The sequence below is a fragment of the Streptomyces sp. NPDC048483 genome (assembly GCF_040651455.1).
Taxonomy (GTDB): Bacteria; Actinomycetota; Actinomycetes; order Streptomycetales; family Streptomycetaceae; genus Streptomyces.
In genome coordinates, this window is the sequence record NZ_JBEZJZ010000029.1 from 1 (window position 1) to 26,160 (window position 26,160).

At 69.9% G+C, this 26,160-nt stretch carries 32 protein-coding genes; 19 read left to right on the plus strand and 13 right to left on the minus strand.

Annotated features, from left to right (window positions below):
- The first annotated feature begins 711 nt into the window (after positions 1 to 711).
- Positions 712 to 948: a hypothetical protein gene (locus tag AB0D04_RS17415; protein WP_362703687.1), complete on the plus strand. Its 237-nt coding sequence runs from the start codon at positions 712 to 714 to the stop codon at positions 946 to 948.
- Between the two features lie 57 nt (positions 949 to 1,005).
- Here the strand turns inward: AB0D04_RS17415 and AB0D04_RS17420 are convergent, their stop codons facing one another.
- Positions 1,006 to 2,235, minus strand: coding sequence for an acyl-CoA dehydrogenase family protein (locus tag AB0D04_RS17420; RefSeq protein WP_362703688.1), 1,230 nt, complete (start codon positions 2,233 to 2,235; stop codon positions 1,006 to 1,008).
- A 159-nt stretch (positions 2,236 to 2,394) separates the two neighbouring features.
- On the opposite strand from AB0D04_RS17420, the gene AB0D04_RS17425 reads away from it, so the two are divergent.
- The gene (locus AB0D04_RS17425; protein ID WP_362703689.1) at positions 2,395 to 3,042 is read left to right on the plus strand and encodes a TetR family transcriptional regulator; all 648 of its coding nucleotides are present in this window, start codon (positions 2,395 to 2,397) and stop codon (positions 3,040 to 3,042) included.
- 27 nt (positions 3,043 to 3,069) lie between these two features.
- Here the strand turns inward: AB0D04_RS17425 and def are convergent, their stop codons facing one another.
- Positions 3,070 to 3,624, minus strand: coding sequence for a peptide deformylase (gene def, locus AB0D04_RS17430; RefSeq protein ID WP_362703690.1), 555 nt, complete (start codon positions 3,622 to 3,624; stop codon positions 3,070 to 3,072).
- Positions 3,625 to 3,824: 200 nt separating this feature from the next.
- Here def and AB0D04_RS17435 point away from each other — a divergent pair, with 200 nt between their 5' ends.
- The 5 genes from AB0D04_RS17435 to AB0D04_RS17455 all read left to right on the plus strand — a co-directional run bounded on the left by AB0D04_RS17435 (position 3,825) and on the right by AB0D04_RS17455 (position 8,339).
- Positions 3,825 to 5,063, plus strand: coding sequence for a MurT ligase domain-containing protein (locus tag AB0D04_RS17435; RefSeq protein ID WP_362703692.1), 1,239 nt, complete (start codon positions 3,825 to 3,827; stop codon positions 5,061 to 5,063).
- Positions 5,064 to 5,101: 38 nt separating this feature from the next.
- On the plus strand, positions 5,102 to 5,830 hold the full coding sequence (locus tag AB0D04_RS17440; RefSeq protein WP_362703694.1) for a glutamine amidotransferase: 729 nt from the start codon (positions 5,102 to 5,104) through the stop codon (positions 5,828 to 5,830).
- 143 nt (positions 5,831 to 5,973) lie between these two features.
- Complete coding sequence (locus AB0D04_RS17445; RefSeq protein ID WP_362703695.1) at positions 5,974 to 6,999, plus strand: 6-phosphofructokinase; 1,026 nt, start codon at positions 5,974 to 5,976, stop codon at positions 6,997 to 6,999.
- Between the two features lie 115 nt (positions 7,000 to 7,114).
- Entirely contained in the window at positions 7,115 to 8,074 is a 960-nt protein-coding gene (locus AB0D04_RS17450) for a cytochrome c oxidase assembly protein (RefSeq protein WP_362703697.1), read from the plus strand.
- Positions 8,075 to 8,180: 106 nt separating this feature from the next.
- Entirely contained in the window at positions 8,181 to 8,339 is a 159-nt protein-coding gene (locus tag AB0D04_RS17455; RefSeq protein WP_362703699.1) for a hypothetical protein, read from the plus strand.
- An 80-nt stretch (positions 8,340 to 8,419) separates the two neighbouring features.
- Here AB0D04_RS17455 and AB0D04_RS17460 read toward each other — a convergent pair whose 3' ends face one another.
- Complete coding sequence (locus AB0D04_RS17460; RefSeq protein WP_362703701.1) at positions 8,420 to 8,827, minus strand: SSI family serine proteinase inhibitor; 408 nt, start codon at positions 8,825 to 8,827, stop codon at positions 8,420 to 8,422.
- Positions 8,828 to 9,054: 227 nt separating this feature from the next.
- Positions 9,055 to 10,269 carry a hypothetical protein gene (locus AB0D04_RS17465; RefSeq protein WP_362703703.1) on the minus strand — a complete coding sequence of 405 codons (1,215 nt, stop codon included), beginning with the start codon at positions 10,267 to 10,269 and terminating at the stop codon, positions 9,055 to 9,057.
- Positions 10,270 to 10,618: 349 nt separating this feature from the next.
- On the opposite strand from AB0D04_RS17465, the gene AB0D04_RS17470 reads away from it, so the two are divergent.
- The 5 genes from AB0D04_RS17470 to AB0D04_RS17490 all read left to right on the plus strand — a co-directional run bounded on the left by AB0D04_RS17470 (position 10,619) and on the right by AB0D04_RS17490 (position 14,185).
- Entirely contained in the window at positions 10,619 to 10,855 is a 237-nt protein-coding gene (locus AB0D04_RS17470; protein WP_362703705.1) for a chaplin, read from the plus strand.
- Between the two features lie 186 nt (positions 10,856 to 11,041).
- A complete protein-coding gene (locus AB0D04_RS17475) occupies positions 11,042 to 11,623 on the plus strand; it encodes a dihydrofolate reductase family protein (RefSeq protein WP_362703707.1) in 582 nt (193 codons plus the stop codon).
- A 72-nt stretch (positions 11,624 to 11,695) separates the two neighbouring features.
- The gene (locus AB0D04_RS17480) at positions 11,696 to 12,430 is read left to right on the plus strand and encodes a lysophospholipid acyltransferase family protein (protein ID WP_362703709.1); all 735 of its coding nucleotides are present in this window, start codon (positions 11,696 to 11,698) and stop codon (positions 12,428 to 12,430) included.
- Between the two features lie 379 nt (positions 12,431 to 12,809).
- Positions 12,810 to 13,667, plus strand: a complete 858-nt coding sequence (locus AB0D04_RS17485) for a TIGR02452 family protein (RefSeq protein ID WP_362703710.1) — start codon at positions 12,810 to 12,812, stop codon at positions 13,665 to 13,667.
- The gene (locus AB0D04_RS17490; RefSeq protein WP_362703712.1) at positions 13,664 to 14,185 is read left to right on the plus strand and encodes a YbaK/EbsC family protein; all 522 of its coding nucleotides are present in this window, start codon (positions 13,664 to 13,666) and stop codon (positions 14,183 to 14,185) included. The genes AB0D04_RS17485 and AB0D04_RS17490 overlap by 4 nt, the downstream gene beginning before the upstream one ends.
- A 90-nt stretch (positions 14,186 to 14,275) precedes the next feature.
- Here AB0D04_RS17490 and AB0D04_RS17495 read toward each other — a convergent pair whose 3' ends face one another.
- Positions 14,276 to 15,913: an alpha/beta hydrolase gene (locus tag AB0D04_RS17495; RefSeq protein ID WP_362703714.1), complete on the minus strand. Its 1,638-nt coding sequence runs from the start codon at positions 15,911 to 15,913 to the stop codon at positions 14,276 to 14,278.
- Positions 15,914 to 16,473: 560 nt separating this feature from the next.
- Between AB0D04_RS17495 and AB0D04_RS17500 the strand changes: the two genes are divergently transcribed.
- From AB0D04_RS17500 to AB0D04_RS17515, 4 genes are all read left to right on the plus strand, one after another.
- On the plus strand, positions 16,474 to 16,884 hold the full coding sequence (locus AB0D04_RS17500) for a hypothetical protein (protein ID WP_362703717.1): 411 nt from the start codon (positions 16,474 to 16,476) through the stop codon (positions 16,882 to 16,884).
- 9 nt (positions 16,885 to 16,893) lie between these two features.
- A complete protein-coding gene (locus AB0D04_RS17505) occupies positions 16,894 to 17,733 on the plus strand; it encodes a hypothetical protein (protein ID WP_362703720.1) in 840 nt (279 codons plus the stop codon).
- A 79-nt stretch (positions 17,734 to 17,812) separates the two neighbouring features.
- Positions 17,813 to 18,220: a roadblock/LC7 domain-containing protein gene (locus tag AB0D04_RS17510; protein ID WP_362703723.1), complete on the plus strand. Its 408-nt coding sequence runs from the start codon at positions 17,813 to 17,815 to the stop codon at positions 18,218 to 18,220.
- Positions 18,221 to 18,246: 26 nt separating this feature from the next.
- Entirely contained in the window at positions 18,247 to 18,621 is a 375-nt protein-coding gene (locus AB0D04_RS17515) for a hypothetical protein (RefSeq protein WP_362703726.1), read from the plus strand.
- Here the strand turns inward: AB0D04_RS17515 and AB0D04_RS17520 are convergent.
- The 7 genes from AB0D04_RS17520 to AB0D04_RS17550 all read right to left on the minus strand — a co-directional run bounded on the left by AB0D04_RS17520 (position 18,598) and on the right by AB0D04_RS17550 (position 23,640).
- On the minus strand, positions 18,598 to 19,431 hold the full coding sequence (locus AB0D04_RS17520) for an urease accessory protein UreD (protein WP_362703728.1): 834 nt from the start codon (positions 19,429 to 19,431) through the stop codon (positions 18,598 to 18,600). The genes AB0D04_RS17515 and AB0D04_RS17520 overlap by 24 nt on opposite strands.
- Positions 19,428 to 20,138, minus strand: coding sequence for an urease accessory protein UreG (gene ureG / locus AB0D04_RS17525; RefSeq protein ID WP_362703731.1), 711 nt, complete (start codon positions 20,136 to 20,138; stop codon positions 19,428 to 19,430). The genes AB0D04_RS17520 and ureG overlap by 4 nt, the downstream gene beginning before the upstream one ends.
- 48 nt (positions 20,139 to 20,186) lie before the next feature.
- Entirely contained in the window at positions 20,187 to 20,861 is a 675-nt protein-coding gene (locus tag AB0D04_RS17530) for an urease accessory UreF family protein (RefSeq protein ID WP_362703734.1), read from the minus strand.
- Between the two features lie 32 nt (positions 20,862 to 20,893).
- Positions 20,894 to 22,615, minus strand: coding sequence for an urease subunit alpha (locus AB0D04_RS17535; protein WP_362703736.1), 1,722 nt, complete (start codon positions 22,613 to 22,615; stop codon positions 20,894 to 20,896).
- Positions 22,608 to 22,919 (minus strand): urease subunit beta, encoded by a 312-nt coding sequence (locus AB0D04_RS17540; protein ID WP_362703739.1) that lies wholly within the window; start codon positions 22,917 to 22,919, stop codon positions 22,608 to 22,610. The genes AB0D04_RS17535 and AB0D04_RS17540 overlap by 8 nt, the downstream gene beginning before the upstream one ends.
- Positions 22,920 to 22,936: 17 nt before the next feature.
- Positions 22,937 to 23,239 (minus strand): urease subunit gamma, encoded by a 303-nt coding sequence (locus AB0D04_RS17545; protein ID WP_030064636.1) that lies wholly within the window; start codon positions 23,237 to 23,239, stop codon positions 22,937 to 22,939.
- Positions 23,240 to 23,388: 149 nt separating this feature from the next.
- Positions 23,389 to 23,640 carry a hypothetical protein gene (locus AB0D04_RS17550; RefSeq protein WP_362703742.1) on the minus strand — a complete coding sequence of 84 codons (252 nt, stop codon included), beginning with the start codon at positions 23,638 to 23,640 and terminating at the stop codon, positions 23,389 to 23,391.
- Positions 23,641 to 23,688: 48 nt separating this feature from the next.
- Between AB0D04_RS17550 and AB0D04_RS17555 the strand changes: the two genes are divergently transcribed.
- Positions 23,689 to 24,633 (plus strand): M28 family metallopeptidase, encoded by a 945-nt coding sequence (locus AB0D04_RS17555; RefSeq protein WP_362703745.1) that lies wholly within the window; start codon positions 23,689 to 23,691, stop codon positions 24,631 to 24,633.
- Between the two features lie 73 nt (positions 24,634 to 24,706).
- Here AB0D04_RS17555 and AB0D04_RS17560 read toward each other — a convergent pair whose 3' ends face one another.
- Positions 24,707 to 25,021, minus strand: coding sequence for a type II toxin-antitoxin system Phd/YefM family antitoxin (locus AB0D04_RS17560; RefSeq protein ID WP_362703748.1), 315 nt, complete (start codon positions 25,019 to 25,021; stop codon positions 24,707 to 24,709).
- Between the two features lie 58 nt (positions 25,022 to 25,079).
- Between AB0D04_RS17560 and AB0D04_RS17565 the strand changes: the two genes are divergently transcribed.
- Positions 25,080 to 25,715, plus strand: a complete 636-nt coding sequence (locus AB0D04_RS17565; protein ID WP_362703751.1) for an ATP-dependent Clp protease proteolytic subunit — start codon at positions 25,080 to 25,082, stop codon at positions 25,713 to 25,715.
- A gap of 6 nt (positions 25,716 to 25,721) precedes the next feature.
- The gene (locus AB0D04_RS17570) at positions 25,722 to 26,030 is read left to right on the plus strand and encodes a hypothetical protein (protein WP_362703754.1); all 309 of its coding nucleotides are present in this window, start codon (positions 25,722 to 25,724) and stop codon (positions 26,028 to 26,030) included.
- The last annotated feature ends 130 nt before the right edge of the window (positions 26,031 to 26,160 follow it).

Here is a 26,160-nt window from a genome sequence, read left to right on the forward strand (position 1 = left end):
CACGCCGGGACTCCGCCATGCCCAGGCAACAAAATCACCTCGACCTACCCAACAGTTGCTGATCAGCGAAGCCGCCTCATCCCAACCGAAACGCCGAAGCTAAGCAGCGGGAACGCTACGCCAACGACCTGGATGACTCTCGGGCGCTGGTCGCGGTTACGGCGCACTCGAATCGGCAGAAGTCTGATCAGGACCCGTCCACGTGGCTGCCTGATGACGCGGTGGTTTGCCGGTATGTCGCTGACTGGACTGCGATCAAGTTGCGGTGGCGGTTGAGCGTCGACCCGGCGGAGCAGCAGGTGTTGACCGACCTGGCCTCTGGCTGCCCCGATGAGCCCGTGGAGGTCGACACTGCGGACTGAGCTGGCTGGCTGCCAGCAGCCTCTCCCCCGCCTGGGCGTTCCGGGCGGGGGCTATCTTGCGACCGCGACTGTGGCCGAGTGGCTCAGCTGTCGTCTTCGTCATCGACGCGCTTGAGGGCGCTGCGGGCTTTTACGAGGTCGGGTCCGGTGAGGGTGGCCCAGTGGTGGTGGGTGACGATCGTTTCGGCGAGTGCGAGGCGTCGGGCCCGAAGCTCTTCGACGTGCTGCTTTTGTTCGTCGGTCCAGCCGGGTCCTGGGGGTGGAGGGACTCACGCCGCACGGGCTGCGGCACTCCCACAGGGTGTGGCTTGACGAGGACGGGCACCCTAGGGTTGCTACAGAGGGACGGATGGGCCATGAGCTGCAGGGCATCGAAGGGGTTTACTCCCACACCACCCTGGCCATGGAGCTGAAGATCGCAGAGACGCTCCAGGAGCGCTGGGAGCAGTCACTGAAGCTGGTCATCGACCACCGCGAGCTGGGCCCCATTCTCCCGTACATCTCCCAGCCGTCGAGCTGGTCTCCCAAATTTCTCCCAGGCGCCCATCTCCTACTCTTCTGGAGCAGAGAAGACCCCACCTCTTGATGAATGTGGGGTCTTCTTCTTCAAGTTGATCTATGCGTGTCTTCCTGCAGTGATGCCCTACCGGATCGGCATCCCCGACAGCGTGCGGGCGATCACCAGCCGCTGGATCTCACTGGTGCCTTCGAAAATGGTGTAGATCGCGGCGTCGCGGTGCATCCGCTCGACCGGGTACTCGCGGGTGAAGCCGTTGCCGCCGAGGATCTGTACAGCCTGGGCGGTGACCTTCTTGGCGACCTCGCTGGCGTAGAGCTTGGACATGGAGCCCTCGGCGGAGGTGAAGGGCTTGCCGGCCACCGCCATCCAGGAGGCGCGCCACACCAGGAGGCGGGCGGCGTCGATCTGGGTGCGCATATCGGCCAGCTGGAAGGCGACGCCCTGGTTGTCGATGATCGGGCGGCCGAACTGCTCGCGGGTCTTTGCGTACTCCAGGGCCTCTTCGTACGCGGCACGGGCGGTGCCCACGGCCATCGCGCCGACCGCCGGGCGGGAGGCCTCGAAGGTGGCCATGGCGGCGTTCTTCACCCGCTCACCGCCTGCGGCCTTGGCCCGCTCGCGCGCGCGGGCGAGGCGCTCGTCGAGCTTCTCCTTGCCGCCGAGCAGGCAGTGGCCGGGGACGCGGACGTCCTCCAGGACGACCTCCGCGGTGTGCGAGGCGCGGATGCCGTGCTTCTTGAACTTCTGCCCCTGGGAGAGGCCGGGGGTGTTCGGGGGCACGATGAAGGACGCGTGGCCCTTGGAGCCCAGCTCGGGGTCGACGACCGCGACGACGACGTGGACGCCTGCGATGCCGCCGTTGGTGGCCCAGGTCTTGGTGCCATTGAGGACCCACTCGTCCTTGGCCTCGTCGTAGACCGCGCGGGTACGCATCGAGGCGACGTCGGAGCCGGCGTCCGGTTCCGAGGAGCAGAAGGCGGCGACCTTGACATCGTTCGCATCGCCGTACATCTGCGGGACCCAGGTGCCGATCTGCTCCTCGGTGCCGTTGGCGAGCACGCCGACGGCGGCGAGGCCGGTGCCGACGATCGACAGGGCGATGCCTGCGTCGCCCCAGAACAGCTCCTCCATGGTCATCGGGATGCCCAGGCCCGTAGGGTCGAAGAACTGCTGGGCGTAGAAGTCCAGCGAATACAAGCCGATCTTGGAGGCCTCCTGGATGACCGGCCAGGGGGTCTCCTCGCGCTCGTCCCACTCTGCGGCGGCGGGGCGCATGACGTCCGCGGCGAAGCCGTGAATCCAGTCGCGGACTTCTCTCTGCTCGTCGTTGAGCTCCATGGTGAACTCGGCCATGACCCCTCCTGCGCTGCGATCTTTCAGATGTTACTTGCGGTAACCTGAGTCTGTTACTCGCGAGTAAGGGATGTCAACTCCCGAGGCTTCGAATTCGCCGCGGAGTTCGGGTGTTACGTTGCGCGAGCGCCACAGAGTCACGAGGGTGGGAGCACGACCATGGAGAACACACAGGAAGGTGGCCGTCGGCAGACGGCCACCGAGCGCAGACGGCGGGAGCTGCTGGAGGCCGCGGAGCGGATTGTGCTCCGCGACGGGCCGGACGCGTCGATGAACGCCATCGCCGCCGAGGCCGGGATCACCAAACCGATCCTCTACCGGCACTTCGGCGACAAGGGCGGGCTGTACCGCGCGCTGGCCGTACGGCACACCAACGCCCTGCTGGACAACCTGCGGACCGCACTGGACGCCCCGGTGCTGCGCCGCGACCGGGTCGAGGCCACCCTCGACGCCTATCTGGTCGCGATCGAGACCCGGCCGCAGGTGTACCGCTTCCTGATGCACCCGTCCGACGAGCAGGGGCAGGGCGAGTCCGGCTTCGATGTGGGACGGCACTCCGCCCCGCTGCTGCGCCGGCTCGGCGAGGAGCTGGCCCAGGTGATCGCCGACCGGCTCGACCTGGGGCCCGAGGGCGAGGAACGGGCGCGGGTGTGGGGCCACGGCATCGTCGGCATGATGCATGCGGCCGGCGACTGGTGGCTGCGCGAACGCCCCTGCTCCCGCGAGAAGTTGGTGCAGCATCTGACGGATCTGCTGTGGGGACAGCTGGCCACCGTCAAGGACCGCGCGGGCGGCCCAGGCTTCTGAGAACGATCACCCGGCTTGTGAGGAAGATCAGCGGCCGGACTCCCCCGCAGCCCACGGAGCGCGGGCGGCCGCGCGCAGTGCCCGTCGCCGCCGGAGCCCGGTGAGGCGGTCGACGTACAGACCGCCCTCGAGGTGGTCGCACTCGTGCTGGAGACAGCGGGCGAAGAAGCCGGTGCCGGTCACGGTGCGCGGCTCACCGCTCGCGCTGTGCCCTTCCACAACGGCGTGGTCGTGGCGCGGCGTAGCGGCCTCGATACCGGGGAGGGACAGACAGCCCTCGGGTCCGCGGACGAGGGGTCCGTCGACCTCGACCAGGCGGGGATTGACGAGATGCCCGAGATGACGGCGGTCCTCGTCGTCGGGGCAGTCGTAGACGAACACCCGGAGCGGGACGCCGATTTGGTTGGCGGCGAGGCCTACGCCGCGGGCCGCGTACATTGTCGCGTACATGTCTTCGATCAGCCGGCCGAGCTCGCCGTCGAAGGCGGTGACCTCCTGGCAGGGCGCGGTCAGGGCCGGGTCGCCGAGGAGGCGCATGGGGCGTGGCCGGCCGGTGCTGCCGGGGATCGTACGGGAGCGCATGGCGTCCAGCGTACGGTCCACAGGACAGCCTCCCGGTCATACCGGATGTGGCGCCACGGGTGGCGGGGTTCGGGCCCACGGCCGGATCTCGATAGGCTGAACCCCGACCGAAGCCTCCGGCCGGTCATCGGTTGCGGAGGAGGCGTTCCCCCGGCGGCCACGCGGCAGGCGGGCGCCGGATGCAAGGAGGATCAAGGACGATGGCAGGCAACACGGAGCCGCTGTCGCCGCGGGCCAAGCTGGCCGTGACGGCGGGCAAGGCCGCGGCGGCGGTATCGCGCGCGGCGGGCCGCGGCAGCGGATCGGTGATCGGTGGCCGGGTGGCGCTCAAGCTCGACCCCGACCTGCTGGCCCGGCTGGCCCGGCACCTGGACGTGATCCTGGTGTCGGCGACCAACGGCAAGACGACGACCACCCGGCTGATCGCGGAGGCGCTGCGGGCCAGCGGCCCGGTGGTCTCCAACGCGCTCGGCGCCAATATGCCGGCGGGCATCACCTCCGCGCTGGCCGGCGGCTCGGACGCCAAGTACGGCGTCATCGAGGTCGACGAGAAGTACCTGGCGGGCGTGGCCCGGGATGTCACCCCGAAGGCCATAGCGCTGCTGAATCTCTCGCGCGACCAGCTCGACCGCGCCGCCGAGACCCGGATGCTGGCCGAGCACTGGCGCGAGGGCCTGGCCGGCTCCAAGGCGCTGATCGTCGCCAACGCGGACGACCCGCTGATCGTCTGGGCGGCCTCGTCGTCCGCGAATGTGGTGTGGGTCGCGGCCGGGCAGGAGTGGAAGGACGACGCCTGGTCCTGCCCGTCGTGCGGCGGTGTGATGCAGCGGCCGGGCGAGGACTGGTTCTGCGGCGAGTGCGGCTTCCGACGCCCGACGCCCAGCTGGGCGCTGTCCGGCGATCACGTACTCGACCCGCACGGCAGCGCCTGGCCGATCAAGCTCCAGCTGCCGGGGCGTGCCAACAAGGCGAACGCCACGACGTCGGCCGCGGTGGCCGCCGCCTTCGGAGTGCCGCCACAGGTCGCCCTGGAGCGGATGTACGGCGTGCAGGCGGTGGCCGGCCGCTATGACGTGGTCACCTTCCTGGAGCGGGAGCTGCGGCTGCTGCTGGCGAAGAACCCGGCCGGCTGGCTGGAGACGTTCTCGCTGATCGACCCGCCGCCGACCCCGGTGATCATGTCGGTGAACGCCCGCGGCGCGGACGGCACCGACACCTCCTGGCTGTGGGACGTCGACTACACCCGGCTGGCCGGGCACCCGATCTTCGTGCTCGGCGACCGCAAGCTGGACCTGGCGGTGCGCCTCGAGGTCGCCGGGCTCGACTTCCAGGTGTGCGACAACGTCGACGAGGCGGTGCAGCTGGCGCCGCCCGGCCGGATCGAGGTCATCGCCAACTACACGGCCTTCCAGGACCTGCGCCGCCGCGTGGGCAACTGAGTGCGGTCCACCGACCTTACGGACAAGGACGAGCGAGCATGAGTGACAACAGCCTGCGTCTGGTGTGGATCTATCCGGACCTGCTGAGCACGTACGGTGACCAGGGCAATGCGCTGGTGGTGGAGCGGCGGACGCGGCAGCGCGGTCTGGACGTACAGCGCCTGGACGTACGGTCCGACCAGGCCATTCCCACCTCCGGCGACATCTATCTGATCGGCGGCGGCGAGGACCGGCCGCAGCGGCTGGCTGCCGAGCGGCTGATCCGCGACGGCGGCCTGCACCGTGCGGTCTCCAACGGCGCGATCGTCTTCTCGGTGTGCGCCGGCTACCAGATCCTGGGCCATGAGTTCATCAACGACCTCGGTGAGCAGCAGGAGGGCCTGGGGCTGCTGGACGTGGTGAGCACCCGCGGCGAGGCCGAACGGTGCGTGGGTGACGTACTGGCCGACATCGACCCGCAGCTGGGCCTGCCGCCGCTGACCGGTTTCGAGAACCACCAGGGCGTGACGCATCTGGGCAAGACCGCCAAGCCGTTCGCCAAGGTGCGCTTCGGCAAGGGCAACGGCGTCGGCGACGGTTACGAGGGCGCGTACAACGACACCGTCTTCGGCACGTACATGCACGGCCCGGTCATGGCCCGTAATCCGCACATCGCCGACCTGCTGATCAAGCTGGCGCTGGACGTCAATGCGCTGCCCCCGGTGGATGACCGCTGGTACGAGGCGCTGCGCCAGGAGCGGATCGCCGCGGCGACGCAGCCCGCCTGAGCGCCACCGCGCCCATTCGTACGCCCGCAGTCCCGCACTGCGGGCGTACGTGTGCCCGGTGGCCCCGCGCTTGTAGGGTGAGCGGGATCCAACCGGACGACGGGGTCCGGGCCTCCGGTTGAGTTGCAGAGGGTTTTCGAGCAATGCGTATTGGTGTCCTCACCTCCGGCGGCGACTGCCCCGGTCTGAACGCCGTCATCCGGTCCGTCGTCCACCGCGCCACCGCCGATCACGGCGATGAGGTGATCGGCTTCCGCGATGGCTGGAAGGGCCTGCTGGAGTGCGATTACCGCAAGCTCGACCTGGATGCCGTCGGCGGCATCCTGGCGCGCGGCGGCACGATCCTCGGGTCGTCGCGGGTGCAGCCCGCCCATCTGCGCGACGGTGTCGAGCGGGCCCGCGGCCATGTCGCCGAGCTGGGGCTGGACGCGATCATCCCGATCGGCGGCGAGGGCACGCTCAAGGCGGCGCGGCTGCTGTCGGACGCCGGGCTGCCGATCGTCGGCGTACCGAAGACGATCGACAACGACATCGCCGTCACGGATGTGACCTTCGGCTTCGACACCGCGGTCGGTGTCGCCACCGAGGCGCTGGACCGGCTCAAGACCACCGCCGAATCGCACCAGCGAGTGATGATCGTCGAGGTCATGGGGCGGCACACCGGCTGGATCGCGCTGCACTCGGGGATGGCGGCCGGTGCGCACGCCATCGTGGTGCCGGAGCGGCCCTTCGACATCGACGAGCTGACGGCGCGGGTCGCCGAGCGGTTCGAGGCCGGCAAGAAGTTCGCGATCGTGGTGGTCGCCGAGGGTGCCAAGCCGCGCGAGGGCAGCATGTCCTTCGACGTCGGCGGCAAGGACGTCTACGGCCATGAGCGGTTCGCCGGGGTCGCCCGCCAGCTGTCCGTCGAGCTGGAGAACCGCCTCGGCAAGGAGGCCCGCCCGGTCATCCTCGGCCATGTCCAGCGCGGCGGTACCCCGACCGCGTACGACCGGGTCCTGGCGACCCGCTTCGGCTGGCACGCCGTGGAGGCCGCGCACCGCGGCGACTTCGGGATGATGACGGCGCTGCGCGGCACGGACATCACGCTGGTGCCGCTGGCCGACGCCGTGGAAAGCCTGAAGACGGTGCCGGCGGAGCGGTACGACGAGTCGGAGTGCGTGCTTTAGTCCCCTGTCGTACACCCTGGTCCGGCGTTGTTCAGAGCCGCCCCCGGCCGATGCGATGGCCGGGGGCGGCTCTAGTCTTGTCGCCGGAGCATTGGTACGAATCAGGAGCGAGCGGATGGATCACGGCGGGCACGGCATGGACGGCATGAACATGGATCTGCCGCCGTTCACGCTGGGGCGGGGGCTGGAGTTCGGTGGTGATCCGTTCTTTCTCGTCGGCTGCCTGCTGGGACTGCTGCTGTACGGCTGGGCGGTGCTCCGGCTGCGGCGACGGGGCGACGAGTGGCCGGTGGGCCGGATCGTCGCCTGGGTCGTGGGCGTGCTCTCGGTGGCTCTGGTGATGTGCACCGGGCTCAACGACTACGGCATGGCGATGTTCAGCGTGCACATGGTGCAGCACATGGTCATCAGCATGCTGTCGCCGATCCTGCTGCTGCTGGGCGCGCCGATGACGCTGGCGCTGCGCGCGCTGCCGGCTGCCGGGCGCGGCCGCAAGGGCCCGCGCGAACTCCTGGTGGCGCTGCTGCACAGCCGCTATATGCGGATCATCACGCACCCCGCGTTCACCATCCCCCTCTTCATTGCGAGCCTCTACGCCCTGTACTTCTCCCCGCTCTTCGACTTCCTGATGGAGTCGCGGGTCGGGCACATCGGGATGATGGTGCACTTCCTCGCCGTCGGCCTGGTCTTCTTCTGGCCGATCATGGGCGTCGACCCGGGCCCGCACCGGCCGGGCTATGTGATGCGGATGCTGGAGCTGTTCGCCGGTATGCCGTTCCACGCGTTCTTCGGGATTGCGTTGATGATGGCGTCGGAGCCGATGGTCGACACCTTCCTGCACCCGCCGGCCTCGCTGGGCATCGAGGCGCTCTCCGACCAGACCGCCGCGGGCGGCATCGCCTGGGCGTTCAGCGAGATCCCGTCCGTGGTGGTGCTGATCGCCCTGGTCTTCCAGTGGTACAAGTCCGAGGAGCGCCAGTCGCAGCGCGCGGACCGGGCCGCGGACCGTAACGGCGACAAGGACCTCGCGGACTACAACGCCTACCTCGCCTCGCTCAACGCACGGGGGCAGTGACGGCAAAGCCGCCCATCTGGCGGTACGGGCCGCGGCCGGGGACGATGGTCCCATGGCCGCGGCCCGCGGCATGAGTGCTGGGGGCTGCCAGGAGGAGGTTGCGGGTATGCCCGGATCTGCCAAGACGATGGCCGTGTGCACGGTGAGCGGGCTGGTCATCGCGACCGCCTACACCGTGGCCCTGGGCGGCAATGGCTGGCTGTGGTTCCTGTGGGTGGTGCTGGCGCTGGTGACGGCCGGGATGGTGGCGGCGCGGCGGGTCTGAGCACGTGGCGCCGGAGGGAACCGGCCCGCTCGTCACGGCGGCCGCCGGCACCCGCGGTGGTACAGGAGGTCGTACCGGCGTCAGAAGCGGAAGACCGGCCCGGTGTCGGAGTCCAGGACGCAGGCGTTCGGGAACGCTTTGCGCCACGCCACCGGGCGACCGTGCCATTCCCCGGTCGCCGTGACGGTGACCGGGTCGTACTGCTTGGTGCACGGCCGCGGGTCCCCCGGCAGCGCGTCCAGATCGCCGTCCACCTCGGCCAGCGTCTCGCAGGCGGCCGCACCGTGCGGATGACTGCCGCGGGTGTCCGGGCAGTTGAGCTGCACCCCGCGGATCCAGGTGTCGCCCGCACCGGACACTGTCAGGAACACGACACGGTCGGACAGCGGCTCCGCGGCGCCCGCGGAACCGGCCGGGCCGGCGGCCAGCGTGCAGAGCACGACGGCGGTGAGCGCGGCGGCACGGGGTACGCGGCGGGCCTGGGACATGCGGTTCTCCTGAGGGTGGCTCGGTGGGATCGAGCGCGGGTGCACGCGTGCCAGCGCACCCCGCCACACGCCACCGGGCAAGCGGCCACGCCGTGAGGTCGCCCGTACGGACTCGCGGGGCGGGATCGGAGCGGCGGGAACGGGCGGCGGGAACGGGGCAGCGGCCCCCCTCGCCTCAGCGGCCGGGTGCCTGCCGCGCCGACCGCCGAAACGCCCAGCGCAACCGGTCAACGTTCGGCCGCTGAGGGCCGGAATGCCATCGACAGCGCGTCACCCTCCATATGCGTCAACGGATTCTGGCGCAGGCACAAATTCCCCAGCGGCGAGGTGAACACTTTTCCCGCCCGGTGACTGACGAGGAAATAAATCCCGAGACGTCCGATGACGGCCTCCTGGGCAGGCCGGCCGGTGGCAGGATCGCGAGTTCTGCCAAGTCTCTCCGGGGCGGACGTCGCAAGGGAACCCTCGATGGCGGAATTCCAGATGCCGGCGAAATCCAAGGACTCCATGAACCTCTGCAGGATCGGCCGGTGCCCGAGCATCTCCTGATGGGGGCTGACTCCCCTCATGTACTCGTCCCATTGTTCCTGCGTGTGCGTCTTCCCCAGCACCACACCGCGCGATCCCCAACTCCAGTATTTTTCCACTTCTGTGGCTTTGAGCACCCACTCCCGGTGGTCGTCGAGACCGGGGACGCCGCGTTCGGAAGGCGATCGCACATCTTCCACGAGGTGCGATTCGACGCATGTGTGACGCAGGAAGGAAAGATTTTCCCGGCCGACGGATTCCTCCAGCAGCTCGGTCATCGACCGGTCATGCACCACCGCGAAGATCATTTTGGAGTCCAGCCAGGGCTCTGCGGTGATGACGCGGTGGTGATCGAGCGTGAGCGGTTGCGCAAGCTCGGATCGGTAGAAGAGCCGGTCGACCAGACCGTCCGTGTCGATACGGTCCGCATCGACATTGACCGACCGCATATCGAAGCCGACCATGTCCCGCATGGCCTTGGCAAACAGGTCGGTTTCCACCTTGCTTTCGGTCACCGACCCGGTCGCGTAGTAGACGAGATGGGAGTCCAGGCTTACGTACCACTTCGCGAATTCCCGAAGGACCGCCAACCGGTCGGACTTCCTTGGCAGGGCAGCCAGCAGCCAGCCGCGCCCGGCCGGGACAAAGTCCATCTCGCAGACCTTCGGACCGTCAGGGGTCAGGATGATGTCCGGTCGGCAAATGTGTCCGCAGGAAGGCGATGATCCGTAGGGTGCCACGTCGTACGGCAGCCTCGATCCCCACTTGGGGTGTTCACGCAGAGTCGGCCCGAGAGCGAACCGGATGAGCGGCGCAAGAGCCTGTGCGAATCGCTGGGAGAATTCAGCCAACGGCAGGGCGGCGAGGTCTTCCTTGACGTCCAGAGGAACGGCCGGAAATGGCGAGAGGGTCATCGTGACTCCTTTGGTAGGAGCGAGCGGCACACGTGCGGTACGCCATGCCGGCCGGGTACACCGCCGGCCTGCTGTGCGCGTCCTCCCGCTGCCAGATGCTCCCTTGCCTGCTCCCTACCAGTGCGACACGTGGCGAGCCGCCCGGCGACGGCTGCTACGCCATCCGGGGTGCCGTCGGGGTGCCGTCGGGCCCGCCCGCTCCGAACGCGGAGTGCACATGCGGTCGAATGCAACGCGGCGCGCCCACACGTATGGGTGATTTCGTTCCTTCTATTGGGTTATCGGCGTTTTTGAGGACAGGGCACGGACACTCTCCGTCTGAGCGTCCCCTTCAACGCAGGAGAAAAGCATGCGTATGCGCAGTGCACTCGCCGCCACCGCCCTGACCGCCGCCGCCGTCCTCGGAGGAGCGGGCATCGCCGCCGCCGACTCGGGGGCCTCAGGCGCAGCCCAGAACTCGCCCGGCGTCATCTCCGGCAACGTCATCCAGGTCCCCGTCCATGTCCCGGTCAACGTGTGCGGCAACAGCATCGACATCATCGGGCTGCTCAACCCCGCCTTCGGCAACACCTGCGTGAACGACTGACACCTGCGCCATCCGTCCCCACGGTGGCGGGAGCACGGACGACGGCCTGTACGGCCCCGTTGGGGGTGTGCGGGCCGTTCGTCGTGTTCAGGGTGGGAGCGCGAGGTCGGCGGGGTCGGCCGGGATCTGCGGGACCGCCTCGGCCGGTCGCTCGCGGAGGGCGCGGACGGCTGGTATCAGTGGCGGATGACTTCGACGCGGAAGATCATTTTGATGATGTCGGTGTCGCTCGACGGGTATGTCGAGGGGCCGGACCGGCAGATCGACTGGCACCTGGTCGATGACGAACTGCACCGCCACTTCAATGACCAGCTCCGGGGCATGGGCGCCTTCCTGAGCGGGCGGGTCACCCATGAGCTGATGGCCGATTTCTGGCCGACCGCGGACGCCGATCCGTCAATTACCGGGCCCATGGCCGAGTTTGCCGGCATCTGGCGGGAGATGCCCAAGATCGTGTTTTCCCGCACCCTGGAGCGGGCCGACTGGAACACGACCGTCATGCGGGATGTCGTGGTCGACGAGATCAGGGCGCTCAAGGCGCAGCCGGGCGGCGATATGGCGCTCAGCGGTGCCGATCTCGCCGCGGCCTTCAGGGAGCACGGCCTGATCGACGAGTACCGGATCTACGTCCATCCGGTACTCATCGGGCGGGGCAAACCGCTCTTCCCGGCCTCGGACGCGAGGGCCGAGCTCCGGCTGGCCGAGACCCGGGCGTTTGGCAACGGGGTCGTCCTCCTGCGGTATCAGGTGACGGGCGACGCCCGCTGATACGGACCACTCGCGCCCTGTTCAGGTGGCGGCTACTCTGCGTCGGCACGCTCACTACGGGGAGGCCAACGGGTGTTCTACCAGCTGATGAAGTACATCGTTCTCGGGCCCTTGCTGCGGCTGATGTTCCGCCCGCGGATCGAGGGGCTCGAGCATGTGCCGGAGGAGGGCGCGGCGATCATTGCCGGCAATCATCTGTCGTTCGCCGATCACTTCGTGATGCCGGCGATCGTGCCGCGGCGGGTGACGTTTCTGGCCAAGGCGGAGTACTTCACCGGACCGGGGCTGAAGGGGCGGCTGACCGCGGCGTTCTTCCGGGGTGTCGGGCAGATTCCGATCGACCGGTCGGGGGGCCGGGCGTCGCAGGCGGCGATCACGTCGGGGCTGGCGGTGCTGCGCAAGGGGCGGCTGCTGGGGATCTATCCGGAGGGCACCCGGTCGCACGACGGACGGCTCTACAAGGGCCGCACCGGGGTTGCCTCGATGGCGATCAAGGCAGGGGTGCCGGTGGTGCCGTGCGCGATGATCGGCACGTTCGAGGCGCAGCCGACGGGGCGGCGGCTGCCGCGGGCGATGCGGATCACCATCCGGTTCGGGGCGCCGCTGGACTTCTCGCGGTATGCCGGACTGGTGGACGAGCGGACCGCGCTGCGGGCCGTCACGGACGAGATCATGTACGCGATTCTGAAGCTGTCCGGGCAGGAGTACGTGGACACGTACGCGGGCGAGGCGAAGGCCAAGGCACAGGCAGAGGCCAAGGCACAGGGCAGGGGCCATGGGCGGCGGGGGCACGGGGGCGGGAGCTGAGCGCTCTTGTGGCGAGGGTGAACGGGGCTGCGGGCGGCGCCTGACGGTCCGTACCGTCCGCCACGGCAACGGGCAGCGCAGTGGTGAGCGTTGCGAGTGGTCGTCCCCGGGCGGGCAGAGACCGGTGGCGGTGGAGGCGGCGAAGGGCGCGCCGGAGAGCATTGTGACGGTGGAAGGGGCGGCGGCAAAGCGGGAGTTGGGCCATCGCGCGGTGACCGCCGGCACCGGATGAGACGCTGTTCGGGTACGCGACCGAGGACCGGTGACCGGCCGCGCGGCATGCGTAAGACCTCGCGGGGCGGGCGGATATTCCGTCGTGGGCCGTGCCGCCGCCCCGTATCTTGATCGTCATGATGCATCGGATACATGGGTACCGACGATGAGTGCCCGGCTGCGCGGCATGGCGCAGGAGACGGAGCGGATCGTCGCGGCGGGTGCGTACCGCGCGCCCAGTGGACGGCTGGTGGACATCGCGGCGGCGGTGGCACGGGCGCGGGCGGGGACCCGGCTGTACGGGCCGGAGGCAGTCGCCGTCGCGGGGCAGGGCGCGGGCGTACGGACCGTCTTCGAGGTGACGGGGGAAGGCAGTCTCACGGCGGGCCGACGGCTGGCCGAGGCGGGCGGCGGGCCGCTTGCGGTGCTGAACTTCGCATCGGCGCGTAATCCCGGCGGCGGCTATCTCAATGGCGCGCAGGCCCAGGAGGAGGCGGTGTGCCGGGGGTCGGCCCTGTATACGTGTGTGCGCGAAGCGCCGGAGTTCTACGCCGCGCACCGGGCCGAGCCGAGCCCGTTCTACAGCGACCGGGTGATCCTCTCCCCGGGTGTGCCGGTGTTCCGTGACGACCGGGGTGCGCTGCTCGAAGTGCCGTACGAGGCAGGGTTCTTGACGGCGGCGGCGCCGAATGCGGGGGTGATTGCGCGGCAGCGGCCGGCCGAGGCGGGACGGGTCGCGGGGGCGCTCGCGGACCGCGCGGAGCGGGTGCTGGAGGTCGCGGCGGCGGGAGGGCACCGTCAGCTGGTGCTCGGTGCGTGGGGGTGCGGGGTGTTCCGTAACGAACCGGCCGATGTGGCGGGGGCGTTCGCGGCTCATCTGCTGGGCGTCGGGCGGTTTGCCGGAGGGTTCGACCGGGTGGTGTTCGCCGTGCTGGACCGGCGGACGGATTCCCCGACCAGGGCGGCCTTCACCGAGGTGTTCGGCGCGGCACAGGGCGAGAGAGAGGAAGCGGGACAGCGGTGAGTGAGCACGAGACGTACATCAAGCTGATCGGGCTGCTGGACGAGCGCGGGGCCCGGTACCGGATCTACGAGCATGCCGAGGAAGGGGCCACGGAGGCGGTCAGCGCGCTGCGCGGGAACGCCGTCGAGCAGGCCGCCAAGTGCCTTGTGGTGATGGTCAAGCTGGGCAAGAAGACCAAGCGGTATGTGCCGGCGGTCGTGCCGGGTGACCGGCGGGTGGATCTCGGTGCGGTGAAGGCGCTGCTGGGCGGGTCGTACGCGGGCTTTGCGACGCCCGAGGTGGCGGAGCGGCCGGCGCGCAGCGATGGGGGTACCTCCCGCTCGAGCGTAGCCGAGAGTGGGGGAGGGACGGTCCTGCCGTTCTCCTTCGATGAGGAGCTGGCGCTGGTCGTCGATCCGGTGCTGCTGGAGCAGCCGGAGATCTACTTCAATGCGGCCCGGCTGGACCGCTCGCCGACGCTGGCGACTGCGGACTATGTGGCGATCGCGGAGCCGCGGGTCGAGCCGATCGCCGGCTGAGAGGCGGCGGCCGGGAGCGGAGAAGGAGCGGCCCGGAACGGAGAAGGGGCGGCCCGGAGAGACTTCCCGGGCCGCCCCTTCATGCTGTCACTAAGGCGCGACCGGAAGGCCGGAGAGACCGTTCCCGATGACCTTCGCCGTCAGCTTGGCCGGCTGCGGGGTGGCGTGCGGCGCGCACGTCACGTCCTCGGCGTCGATCTTGCCGTCGACGAAGTACCCGTCGACCCGGTCGTTGATGCAGGGGTTGACCAGGCCGGTGACACCGTGCGAACCGGCGTCCCGCTCGGTGATCAGGCGGGAGCCCGAGAACCGCTTGTGCAACTCGACGGCCCCTTCGTACGGGGTCGCCGCGTCGCGGGTGCTCTGCACGATCAGCACGCCGGGCAGGCCCTTGCCGGTCTTGACGTTGACCGGGGTCTGCTGCTTTTCCGGCCAGGTGGCGCAGGGCAGGTTCATCCAGGCGTTGGACCAGGTCATGAACGGCGCCTGCTGGTGGACCCGGGTGTTGTCCCGGTCCCACTTCTTCCAGCTGGTGGGCCACTTGGCGTCGGTGCACTCGACGGCCGTGTAGACGGCGTTGCCGTTCTCGCTGGCGATATTGCCCGCGGTGTCCTTGAGGTCGGGCCCGGCGTTCTCGATCAGAGGCTTCTCGTCACCGGCGACGTATGCGCTCCAGACCTGGGCGACGGTGGCCCACATGGAGTCGTAGTACGGCGCGTTCTGGAAGAAGCCGGTGAGCTCGGCGGGGCCGACGACGCCACCGATCGGGTTCTTCTTGGCGGTGGCGCGCAGCTTCTCCCAGGCGGCCTGGACCTTCTCCGGGGTGGCACCGAGGTGGTAGGTCGCGTCGTTCTTGGCGACCCACTTCTTCCAGTCGCCCCAGCGCGTCTCGAAGGCCACGTCCTGGTCGAGGTTGGCCTGGTACCAGACCTTCTCGCGCGAGGGGTTGACCACGCTGTCGACGAGCATCCGGCGGACGTGGTCCGGGAAGAGCGTCGCGTAGACGGCGCCCAGATACGTGCCGTAGGAGACGCCCAGGTAGTTGAGCTTCTTGTCACCGAGCGCGGCGCGGATCACGTCCAGGTCGCGGGCGGTGTTCGGCGTCGTCATGTACGGCAGAAGGCCGCCGCTCCGCTCGGCGCAGCCGTCGGCGTACTCCTTGGCGAGCTTGCGCTGGGCGAGCTTGTCGGCCTCGCTGTCGGGCACCGGGTCGGCCTTGGGTGCCTTGACGAACTCCTGCGGGTCCATGCAGGAGATCGCCGCGGAGTGGCCGACGCCGCGGGGGTCGAAGCCGACGAAGTCATAGGCCTTCGCCGTCTTGGCCCACAGCGGGGCATTGGTGGTGATGCGGGTCGGGAACTTCATGCCCGACCCACCGGGACCGCCGGGGTTGTAGATGAGGGAGCCCTGTCGCTCCTCCTTGCCGCCGGTGCTGACGGCGCGGTCGACGGCGATCTTGATGGTGCGGCCGTTGGGCTTGGCGTAGTCGACCGGGACGGTGACATAGCCACACTGGATGGGGGCCTTCAGACCCCAGTCGGCGGGGCAGTCCTTCCAGTCGATGCCCTTCTTGGCGGCGCGCGCGGCGGCGGCCTGGACTCCGCGCGCTTCGGCCGATCCGGGCTGGTGGGATTCGCCCGCGCTGGCGGGCGTGGCGGCTATCGCGCCGGCTATGAGCGTGCCGGTCACCAGGGTGCCGGCAGCGCCGAGCGCTGCTGTTCGTCTCACGTGGTGGATCCCCCTGCATGGTGCGCCGCTTGTGGCGACGATGATCACAGAGCTAGCTACAGAGGGATCCTGTCGCCTCGTGTCCCTTCCTGAACAGGTTTGACCGCGATTTCTTTACCAATCCGTAGGATTGCTGAGGTTGCCGAGCGGCGGGGCGTGCCGCGGATCGCCGCACCTGGATGTGCCGAGTTACCCATTTACGGGCGGAATTCACCCAGAACAGACCCGCTGCCCGATCCCGCGCCCGGCCCGGCGTCTGCCCGGCGGGCCGGGGCCCCGTTCGTCGGGCCGCGTCGGACGCTGCGGGGCCGCTCAACGGCGGGCACCGCCACGGTCAAGTCGGTGCGCCGGATGGCTGGTTCCCGCCCCGGAGCCGACACCTTCGTCGACGTGCGCCTGCCAGGCGACGGGCCGCGGACAACGGGCCGCGGACAACAGTTCACCGAGGGGCGATAACACGTCAATTGGCGCGCATATGCCGCTCAGACATGCGCCGGACCCGCCACCTTCAGTAACCTTCCGTGCGGGTTCCCCCACAGGCTGCCACGAGGAGATCAGAAGTGCCCGGTATCGATCAGGTGTTGGCCCAAGCGATGGGGATCCCCGGTGTGCTGGGTGCCGGACTGGTCGACTGGACCAGCGGGCTGACCCTCGGTACGGCCGGGCGGGCGCCGCACGCCGATCATGAGGCGGCCGCCGCGGACACCGCCGAGGTGGTCCAGGCCGTGGTCCGCAACGCCACCTTCGACACCACGGGCACGAACGGGTCGGACGGCACGAACGGGTCGGACGGACCGGACCTCGAGGACCTCATCATCACGGCCGCCGGCAGCTACCACCTGATCCGCTTTGTGCACACGGCCTTTGACAGCCAGACCTATCTCTACCTCTGGCTGGATCGCGGGCAGGCCAATCTGGCCATCGCCCGGTTACGGCTGCGCGATCTGGCCGCGGAGCTGGTCGCGGCCTGACGCGCCGCCATGACCTTGCCCCTACCGCCCCGCCCGGTCGCGTCCGGCGGGCTGCTCGACCGGTGCGCAGCGGAGCGCGCCACCGGCGCCCTGCACGGCCCGAACGGCTGCTTCTACCTGCTCGACGGCGCCGTGTACTGCGTCGAAGGCAGCACGGCGCCCGGCCTCGACGCCCGGCTCAGCGCGGCCGGGCGGGTGCCCCCGGGCCGCTGGCGGCAGGCCCGCGAAACGGCCGGGCCGGATCATCGCGGTGGTCAATTCCTCGTCAGCGAAGGCTGGTTGACGCAGAGCGAGCTGGAGATCTGCCATCTCGGGGCCCTGCTCGACGCCGCATTCTTTGCGCTGCCGCTGCCACACGGGACCACGTCGTTCACGCCAGGCACCGCGCACTGGCTGGGCGTCGTACGCGGGATCAGTGCCGCCGCCCTCCAGCAGGCGACGGCCCGCCGCCGGGCGCTGCTCGACCGGCTGCACCCCTGGGCGGCGGTCGACGCCTCCCCCGTCGTCCCCCTCGCCCCGCCCCCCTCGGGCCACTCCCCCACCACCGGCAGGCAACGCCGGCTGCTCGACCGCGCCGACGGCCGGCACACCCCGTACGAACTTGCCCGCGCGCTGGGCCAGTCCGCGTTTGTCACGCTGCTGGACAGCCGCCGCCTCGCCGCGGCCGGACTCATACGGGTGCCCGCGACACCGACGGCGCTGCCCCGTCGGCGGCCCGGCGCCTGTCACCCCGTAACAGAAGGCCCCTCGCCGACCTGGCAACTACCGGTACCGGACATTCTCGAGACCGCCGATCCCGATATTGCCCTCCTTGTCCGCCTCCGTACGGCGCTGGAGGAAAACCTGTGAACCCCTGCGAATCCACGCCATGAGGAATGTATTCGGAAGGCCCGCCAGCAGAAAGAGACAGAAGAGATTCAGGAGACCTATGACGATCGAACCCGATATACGGGACGAATTACTTGCCCTACGCGATCAGGTACGGCATCTGCAGGGCGGAATGGTGGCCAGCGCCGACGGCATGGTCATCGCCCATGATCTGCGGGACATCGAACCGGACGGCCTCGCCGCGCTCACCGCCGCGGCCATAGGGGTCGCCAAACGGCTTACGGAAGCGACCGGGCAGGGCGCGTTCGAGGAATCCCTCACGCGAGGCGCCAGCGGCTATATCGCGGCCTACTCGGCCGGAAACCGCGCCGTCCTTACGGCCGTGGCCGGCCCGGACACCAACGTGGGACGCCTGCACTGGCAGGCCCGGCGGACCGCCGCCCGCATCGGCGCCCTGATGGACAACTCCCCCGGTGCCGCCACCCACGCACCGAAGAACACCAACTGACACACAGCGAAAGGTCTGCACTTCCCATGGCACAAATGGAATCCGCCCTCTCCGACGCGATGTCGACCATCGACGGCGCCGTCGGCGTCGCCCTCGTCGACTACACCAGCGGAATGGCGCTCGCCACGTTGGGCGACAACAATGTGCTGAATCTCGATGTCGCCGCGGCCGGCAACACCGACGTCGTCCGGGCAAAACTGCGCACCATGGAAATGCTCGAACTCCAGGGCACCATTGAGGACATACTCATCACCCTGACCGCGCAGTACCATCTGATCCGGCCGGTGACCGGCAAGAACGGCGCCGGGCTGTTCCTTTATCTGGTACTCGACCGCAAGCGCGCCAACCTCGCGCTGGCGCGCCACCGCCTCGCCCGGCTAGAGGCCGAGCTGGAGGTGTGACCGGGCGGCCTCGTCCAGGATGCGCCGCAGTCGCAGCGCATCCGGGGCGACGGCCGTGACCAGGGCCGCGGGGCCGGTGAGCGGTGCGAGGACGCCCTGTCCGACGCCGTCGGCCGCCGCGCCCAGGAGCCGTACGTCCACCGGCTTGTCGTCCAGCTCCGGGTCGACGACGAGGAGTTGACCGGTGGCGCGGTGGCCGTCCAGCACGGCCGCGGTGTCCCAGCCGGGGGCGCCGGGCCCGTAGGCCGTCTCCTGGTCCAGGAGGGTGCGGCCCGCGCGGCGGACCGTCAGTCGGCTGCGCAGCGCTCCGGTGGGCTCGCCGGTGCGGCCCAGGACCTGTTCCTCGCGCAGGACCAGGCGCGCGGTGGGGGCCAGTTCGACGGTCGTGGTCATCCGCAGGTCGCTGCCGGCGGCGGAGATCAGCGGTTCCGGAAGCCAGTCCAGCCGTGCGCCGTCGGCGACCGTCAGCCGCACGTCGTAGGTGGCGTGCCGGGCGCCGCGGCCGGGCAGCGCGACGGTCGCCGCGGCGGCCGTGATGTGCAGCGCAGCGCCCTCCTCGGCCCTCACCTCGATGCCCAGCCGGTCGCCGCCGAGCGGGGCGCTCATGGCGCCGACGACGCACACCCGGGCCCGGTGGTCGTGCGAGCGGAGACGGCGCAGCGCAAGGGGGCCGTCGCCGTCGAGGACCGGGAGGCGGGTGGTGCCTCCCCCGTCCTCGGCGCGTGCGGTGATCCGGGCGGTGGCCCGCAGGCCGGCCGCCGGAGGGGCGGCGCTCTGCGGCCGGGCGGGGGCGGGAACGGCGAGGGTCATGCGGCGCCCGCGGTCCAGTGCGCCAGCTGGTGGCAGACCCACTCGGCGACCGGCCGGACACCGTCCTCCGACTTCAGGGCGGTGAAGACGACGGGGAGTTCGCCGCGCTGCGCCTTGGCGTCGCGGGCCATCCCCTCGAGGTCGACGCCGACGTAGGGCGCGAGGTCGGTCTTGTTGATGACCAGGAGGTCGGAGTTGGTGACGCCGGGGCCGCCCTTGCGGGGGATGTCGTCGCCGCCCGCGACGTCGATGACGAAGATCTGGGCGTCGACCAGGCCCTTGGAGAAGGTGGCCGTCAGGTTGTCGCCGCCGGATTCCACCAGGACGAGATCGAGCGGCCCGGCCCCCTCGGAAGAAACCGCGTCCTCCAGGTCCTCGACGGCCTCCAGGTTGGCGGAGATGTCGTCGCGGATGGCGGTGTGCGGACAGGCGCCGGTCTCCACCGCCATGATCCGCTCGGGCGGCAGTACCGCCTCGCGGAGCAGGAATTCGGCGTCCTCACGGGTGTAGATGTCGTTGGTGACGACCGCGATGGACAGCTCGTCGCGCAGCGCGCGGCACAGCGCGGCGACGGTGGCGGTCTTGCCGGTGCCGACCGGGCCGCCCAGGCCGATGCGCAGGGCGCGCCGCTTCCCGTCTGTCCGTACGGGGTCGGCCGCGCTGTAGGTGTGGCGCTGGGGGAAGGTGTCCTGGTGGTCGAGGTGCACGGGGGCTCCGGTGGTTCGTAGGGGGCGGATGGGCGGGTGCGGCGCGGGTCAGGACGCGAAGAGCCGTACCGGCCAGGCGGCATGCGCTTGGGCGGTGATGTCGAGCAGCGGCGCGGAGGCGGCGGGCAGGGCCTCGGCTCCTTCGGTGGCGACGCGGGCCGCGGCCTCGGCGCCCTGCCGCGCGACCTGGTCGAGTTCGGGGGCGAGGCGGGCGAGGACGGCGGTGGCGTCGAAGGGGTCCAGGCTCAGCAGGCGGACGGCGGCGGTGGCCGGGCCGCTGATGTTCTCGTACGCGACGGCGTAGGCGGCGTCGAGCGGGTCCAGGCCCGCGGACCGGGCGGCCAGGCCCAGCACGACGGGCTGGTGGGCGCCGCGCGGGCGGGCCGCCGCGAGCGCGTCGAGGGCGGTGCTCGGCCAGGTGGCGCGGGCGGCCCGCATCATCTGCCGGCCGAGCCGCCGGGCGACCAGGCGGAGCGCCGGCATCGGCGTACGGGCGTCGGCGGCGTCGTCCAGGAGGAGCGGGTCGCAGCCCGCGGCGGCCGCGGCGGCGAGCCCCGCGGCGACCAGGCCGGCGGTGTGCAGCCGGCCCCGGCAGAAGCTCTCCAGGGTGGCGGCGTCCTTGATGCGTCCCGCGGTGACGGCCGGTTCGGCGCCGCCCGAGTGGGCGTGCCCGCCGGCGGGGAACCGGCCGTCGGCGAGGACGAGCAGCGCTGCGCGGCTCATCGGTGGTGTTCCGGAGTGTTCATGGGCACCGCTCAGAAGAGGAAGTACCGCTGGGCCATGGGAAGTTCGGCGGCGGGGTGGGGTTCGACCACTTCGCCGTCGATGGTCACCGTGAAGGTGTCGGGGTCGACCTGGACACGGGGCAGCGCGTCGTTGTTGCGCATGTCCGCCTTGGTGAGGCCGCGGGTGGAGCGGATCGCCTCGTACGCCTTGCCCAGCTGGAGGCGCTCGGGGAGGTCGTCCTCGAGGGCCTGCTGGGAGACGAAGTTGACGGAGTTGCTGCCGGGGGCCCTGCCGGTGGCGCCGAACATCGGGCGGGGCAGGACCGGCTGCGGGGTGGGGATGGACGCGTTGGCGTCGCCCATCTGCGCATACGCGATCTGGCCGCCCTTGATGACCAGCTGCGGCTTGACGCCGAAGAACGCCGGGTCCCACAGGACGAGGTCGGCGAGCTTGCCGTCCTCGACCGAGCCGACGACGTGGTCGATGCCCTGGGCGATGGCCGCGTTGATGGTGTACTTCGCGACGTAGCGGCGGGCGCGGGTGTTGTCCGCGCCACGGTCGCCGGCCAGGCTGCCCCGGCGCCGCTTCATGACGTGCGCGGTCTGCCACGTACGCATCACGACCTCGCCGATGCGGCCCATGGCCTGCGCGTCGGACGACATGATCGAGATGGCGCCGAGGTCGTGCAGGATGTCCTCGGCCGCGATGGTGGAGGGCCGGATCCGGGACTCGGCGAAGGCGAGGTCCTCGGGGACGGCGGGGTTGAGGTGGTGGCAGACCATCAGCATGTCGAGGTGTTCCTCGACGGTGTTGACGGTGTGCGGCCGCGTGGGGTTGGTGGACGCGGGCAGCACATGCGGCTCGGAGACCATCGCGATCATGTCGGGGGCGTGGCCGCCGCCGGCGCCCTCGACGTGGAAGGCATGGAGGGTGCGGCCGGCGATGGCGGCGAGGGTGTCGCCGAGGAATCCGGCCTCGTTGAGGGTGTCGGTGTGGATCGCGAGCTGGGCGCCGCTCTCCTCACAGACGCTCAGACAGGCGTCGAGGACGGCAGGGGTGGCGCCCCAGTCCTCGTGGATCTTGAAGCCGAGGATGCCGGCCCGCAGCTGGTCGCGCATCGAGGCGAGGGAAGTGGTGTTGCCCTTGCCGAGCAGACCGACGTTGACCGGCAGGTTGTCCATCGACTCGAACATCCGGGCAACGTGCCAGGCACCGGGGGTGATGGTGGTGGCCTTGCTGCCCTCGGCCGGTCCGGTGCCGCCGCCGATGAGCGTGGTGACGCCGGAGGCCAGCGCCTCGTCCACCTGCTGGGGGCAGATGAAGTGGACGTGGGTGTCGATGGCGCCGGCGGTGAGGATCTTGCCGTTGCCCGCGATGATCTCGGTCTCGGGGCCGATGACGAGGTCGGGGTGGACGCCGTCCATGGTGTCGGGGTTGCCGGCCTTGCCGAGCGCGGTGATCCGGCCGTCCCGTATGCCGATGTCGGCCTTGACGATGCCCCAGTGGTCCAGCACGACGGCGCCGGTGATCACGGTGTCGGGGGTGCCCTCGGCGCGGGTGGCGCGGGAGAGGCCCATGGACTCCCGGATGACCTTGCCGCCGCCGAAGACGGCCTCGTCACCGGCCCGGCCGGGCCCGCCGGAGCGGTCCTCGGCGATCTCGATGACCAGGTCGGTGTCGGCGAGCCGGATCCGGTCGCCGGCTGTCGGGCCGAAGAGATCGGCGTACGCCTGGCGGGTCAGCTCAGCCATCGAGGGTGCCTCCGGTCTGGCCGCGCAGGCCCACGACGATCCGCTTGCCCCCGATGGGGACGAGTTCGACCTCGGTGGGGATGCCGGGCTCGAAGCGCACGGCGGAGCCGGCCGCGACGTTCAGCCGCTTGCCGTGCGCGGCCGCGCGGTCGAAGTCGAGGCCGGGGTTGGCCTCGGCGAAGTGGTAGTGGGAGCCGACCTGGACGGGGCGGTCGGCGGCATTGAGGACGGTCATGCGTGTGACGGGGAGGCCTTCGTTGAGGCGCACCGGCTCGTCGGCATGGAGGATCTGTCCCGGGATCATCGTCTGCTCTCCCGTGGTCAGTTGATGGGTTCGTGAACGGTGACGAGCTTGGTGCCGTCGGGGAAGGTGGCCTCGACCTGCACGTCATGGATCATCTCGGGGACGCCCTCCATGACGTCGTCCCGGCCGAGCACCTTGCGTCCCGAGGACATGAGCTCGGCGACCGTACGGCCGTCGCGGGCGCCTTCGAGGATGTGCACGGTGAGCAGCGCGAGGGATTCCGGGTGGTTGAGCTTCAGCCCCCTGGACCGTCGCTTTTCGGCCACGTCTGCCGCCACATGAATCATCAAGCGTTCTTGTTCATGCGGGGTCAGTTGCATACCTTCCACCTCACACTCTTCCCACCTGGATACATCCACCCAGGTCACGGGCATGGGCACACCCGGTCGGTTAGGTGTACCACGCAGTAATTAAAGGGGGTGCAAACCGACTTCCAGCAGTTGACCATCGCGAGCCCCGCAGTTCGAAACTAGTTCGGCGGGATTTCATCGGCGTTACAACCGAGGGCACTTTCGTTTCCTTTCTTGCGGCCGATGTCACACAACGTCATCGCGGCCCGGTGGCGCATTCCGTGCGTCCAGGGCGCGCCGGGCCCCGGTAGCAGGCGGGTCACCGCGCCCACCCATCGGGACAATTCAAGCAAATAGGACGTGTTCCGCTCCACGAACACCCTTGTCCGGTATCCGCTCTTGACGGTTCGCGACATGATCGCGATCCTCATGTGCGCGTCAAACGCTCCGCACCAACCCCCCACACCAGGAGCCATACCGTGACTCGTTCCATACGAATACGCCGCGCCGCACTGGCCGCAGGCACCGTCACCGCCCTCGCCGCCACCCTCTTCACCGCGGCCGGCGCCCACGCCGGCACCGCGCCGGCGGCCGCCCCGGACATCGACGTCAAGGCCGTCAAGGCCGACCTGGACCAGCTCCAGTCGATCGCCGACGCCAACGGCGGCAACCGCGCCCACGGCCAGCCCGGCCACAAGGCGTCCGTCGACTTCATCAAGGACAAGCTGGACAAGGCCGGATTCACCACCCAGGTCCAGGAGTTCGACAACAACGGCGCCACGGGCTACAACCTCATCGCCGACTGGAAGGGCGGCGACGAGGGCAAGACCGTGATGGCCGGCGCCCACGTGGACTCGGTCGACGCGGGCCCCGGCATCAACGACAACGGCTCCGGTTCGGCCGGCATCCTCGAGGTCGCACTGGCGGTCGCCAAGTCGGACCTCAAGCCCACCAAGCACCTGCGGTTCGCCTGGTTCGGCGACGAAGAGGACGGCATGGTCGGCTCGCAGGCCTACGTCGACAAGCTCGGCGCCGACAAGTCGAAGATCGACGCGTATCTGAACTTCGACATGATCGGCTCGCCCAACCCGGGCTACTTCGTCTACGACGACGACCCGCGCCTGGAGAAGGTCTTCAAGGACTTCTTCGCGACCAAGAAGATCGCCACCGAGAAGGAGACCGAGGGCGACGGCCGCTCGGACCACGCCTCCTTCAAGGACGCGGGCATCCCGGTCGGCGGCCTCTTCTCGGGCGCCGACTACATCAAGACCGAGGAGCAGGCGAAGAACTGGGGCGGCGAGGCGGGCAAGGCCTTCGACGCCTGCTACCACCAGTCCTGCGACACCTCGAAGAACATCGACGAGAAGGCGCTGGACAACAACAGCGACGCCATCGCGCACGCACTGTGGGAGCTCAGCTCCTGACGCGGGCGCCGCACCGAACGGCCGCTACGGCCGCCATCACCTCACCGTAAAGGTCAGCTCTCGACCGTAAAGGTCAACTCTCGCGACCCGGTCGCCGGTCCCCGGCGGCCGGGTCGCGGTGTTCTGCCGCGATACCGAACCGCCGACGTTCGCCCGGAGCGGACGGCAGCTGCCGCACGGAGGAGACCGTGCTGATCACCTGCTCCTCCTGAGCGCCCTCTTCCCGCCGCCCCAGCTCTTCGAGTAGCTGCAGGTCAGCGGCGGATACCAGTGCCACCAGGGGCTTTCCGTGGCGTGTGACGACGACCCGCTCGCTGCCGTAGACGACGCGGTTGATCAGATCCGCGAGCTCGGCCCGGGCTTGCGTCACCGGAATTTCGTAGGCCATGCTCCCATTCTAACTGGATGTACATCCTGTACATTTTTTACAGAGGAGGGGAGCGGTCATGCTGCGACCGACGGCCCGCTATGTCCTGCCGGAGTTCACCGAGCGCACCACCAACGGGACGCGCACCCTGGACCCGTACTCCAAGCTGCTGAGCGAGCGGATCATCTTTCTGGGCACCGCGGTCGACGACACGGCCGCCAACGATGTGATGGCGCAGCTCATCCACCTCGAACACGCCGCCCCGGACCAGGACATCTCGCTCTACATCAACTCCCCCGGGGGCTCGTTCACCGCAATGACCGCCATCTACGACACGATGCGGTTCGTCTCCTGCGACATCGAGACGGTGTGCCTGGGGCAGGCCGCCTCCTCGGCCGCGGTCCTCCTGGCCGCCGGGACACCGGGAAAGCGGCTGGCCCTGCCCAGCGCGCGGGTCCTGATCCACCAGCCGTCCTTCCCCGAGCCGATCCAGGGGCAGGCCACCGACCTGCAGATCCAGGCGACGGAACTGCTGCGCACCCGCGACAAGCTGGAGGAGCTGCTCACCCGGCACACCGGGCAGCCGCGCGAGGTGATCGCCGTCGACATCGAGCGCGACAAGATCTTCGACGCCCGCGGAGCGCAGGAGTACGGCCTGATCGACGGGCTCACCCGCGGCCGCAAGCGGTCCGCCGCCTCGTCCGGGGCGCGGTGAACGAGGGTGCTGCCACCGGAGCTGCCGCCGCTGCCCGCACTGACGCGGGCCGAGGGGGAAGTGATCGACCGGTACTTGGAGGTCCTGGACCTGCTGGGCCGGATCAATCCGGCACGCAGCGGCGGCACTTACAGCGGCCTGCGCGCGGCCCAGGCGCTGGTCGGCAAGGCGGCCGAACTGCGCGACGCGCTGGCGCTGATGCACAGCCGCGGCGAGAGTGAACTGCATTCCGGGACGCTGACCCGGGCGCTGCGGGTGCTGGACGGCGAGCGCCGGGCCCGGCTCGTCGCACTGCCCCCGCCGCCCGGGCCGTGACACGACACGCCCCCGGCCGACCCGCCCGTACGGCGTAGCACGCGTGCTTGCCTTGGAGGGGCGACGAGTTGCAGAGCGCGCCTGCACGTCATGCGGCAGTTGACGCTTCAGCCCTGGTCCCGGCCTCACC

Excerpts from the sequence above, each read along its gene's own strand:
- AB0D04_RS17415 (WP_362703687.1), top strand. The coding sequence starts at position 712 with ATGGGCCATGAGCTGCAGGGCATCGAAGGGGTTTACTCCCACACCACC.
- AB0D04_RS17420 (WP_362703688.1), bottom strand. The coding sequence starts at position 2,235 with ATGGCCGAGTTCACCATGGAGCTCAACGACGAGCAGAGAGAAGTCCGC.
- AB0D04_RS17425 (WP_362703689.1), top strand. The coding sequence starts at position 2,395 with ATGGAGAACACACAGGAAGGTGGCCGTCGGCAGACGGCCACCGAGCGC.
- def (WP_362703690.1), bottom strand. The coding sequence starts at position 3,624 with ATGCGCTCCCGTACGATCCCCGGCAGCACCGGCCGGCCACGCCCCATG.
- AB0D04_RS17435 (WP_362703692.1), top strand. The coding sequence starts at position 3,825 with ATGGCAGGCAACACGGAGCCGCTGTCGCCGCGGGCCAAGCTGGCCGTG.
- AB0D04_RS17440 (WP_362703694.1), top strand. The coding sequence starts at position 5,102 with ATGAGTGACAACAGCCTGCGTCTGGTGTGGATCTATCCGGACCTGCTG.
- AB0D04_RS17445 (WP_362703695.1), top strand. The coding sequence starts at position 5,974 with ATGCGTATTGGTGTCCTCACCTCCGGCGGCGACTGCCCCGGTCTGAAC.
- AB0D04_RS17450 (WP_362703697.1), top strand. The coding sequence starts at position 7,115 with ATGGATCACGGCGGGCACGGCATGGACGGCATGAACATGGATCTGCCG.
- AB0D04_RS17455 (WP_362703699.1), top strand. The coding sequence starts at position 8,181 with ATGCCCGGATCTGCCAAGACGATGGCCGTGTGCACGGTGAGCGGGCTG.
- AB0D04_RS17460 (WP_362703701.1), bottom strand. The coding sequence starts at position 8,827 with ATGTCCCAGGCCCGCCGCGTACCCCGTGCCGCCGCGCTCACCGCCGTC.
- AB0D04_RS17465 (WP_362703703.1), bottom strand. The coding sequence starts at position 10,269 with ATGACCCTCTCGCCATTTCCGGCCGTTCCTCTGGACGTCAAGGAAGAC.
- AB0D04_RS17470 (WP_362703705.1), top strand. The coding sequence starts at position 10,619 with ATGCGTATGCGCAGTGCACTCGCCGCCACCGCCCTGACCGCCGCCGCC.
- AB0D04_RS17475 (WP_362703707.1), top strand. The coding sequence starts at position 11,042 with ATGACTTCGACGCGGAAGATCATTTTGATGATGTCGGTGTCGCTCGAC.
- AB0D04_RS17485 (WP_362703710.1), top strand. The coding sequence starts at position 12,810 with ATGAGTGCCCGGCTGCGCGGCATGGCGCAGGAGACGGAGCGGATCGTC.
- AB0D04_RS17505 (WP_362703720.1), top strand. The coding sequence starts at position 16,894 with ATGACCTTGCCCCTACCGCCCCGCCCGGTCGCGTCCGGCGGGCTGCTC.
- AB0D04_RS17510 (WP_362703723.1), top strand. The coding sequence starts at position 17,813 with ATGACGATCGAACCCGATATACGGGACGAATTACTTGCCCTACGCGAT.
- AB0D04_RS17515 (WP_362703726.1), top strand. The coding sequence starts at position 18,247 with ATGGCACAAATGGAATCCGCCCTCTCCGACGCGATGTCGACCATCGAC.
- AB0D04_RS17520 (WP_362703728.1), bottom strand. The coding sequence starts at position 19,431 with ATGACCCTCGCCGTTCCCGCCCCCGCCCGGCCGCAGAGCGCCGCCCCT.
- AB0D04_RS17530 (WP_362703734.1), bottom strand. The coding sequence starts at position 20,861 with ATGAGCCGCGCAGCGCTGCTCGTCCTCGCCGACGGCCGGTTCCCCGCC.
- AB0D04_RS17535 (WP_362703736.1), bottom strand. The coding sequence starts at position 22,615 with ATGGCTGAGCTGACCCGCCAGGCGTACGCCGATCTCTTCGGCCCGACA.
- AB0D04_RS17540 (WP_362703739.1), bottom strand. The coding sequence starts at position 22,919 with ATGATCCCGGGACAGATCCTCCATGCCGACGAGCCGGTGCGCCTCAAC.
- AB0D04_RS17545 (WP_030064636.1), bottom strand. The coding sequence starts at position 23,239 with ATGCAACTGACCCCGCATGAACAAGAACGCTTGATGATTCATGTGGCG.
- AB0D04_RS17550 (WP_362703742.1), bottom strand. The coding sequence starts at position 23,640 with ATGAGGATCGCGATCATGTCGCGAACCGTCAAGAGCGGATACCGGACA.
- AB0D04_RS17560 (WP_362703748.1), bottom strand. The coding sequence starts at position 25,021 with ATGGCCTACGAAATTCCGGTGACGCAAGCCCGGGCCGAGCTCGCGGAT.
- AB0D04_RS17565 (WP_362703751.1), top strand. The coding sequence starts at position 25,080 with ATGCTGCGACCGACGGCCCGCTATGTCCTGCCGGAGTTCACCGAGCGC.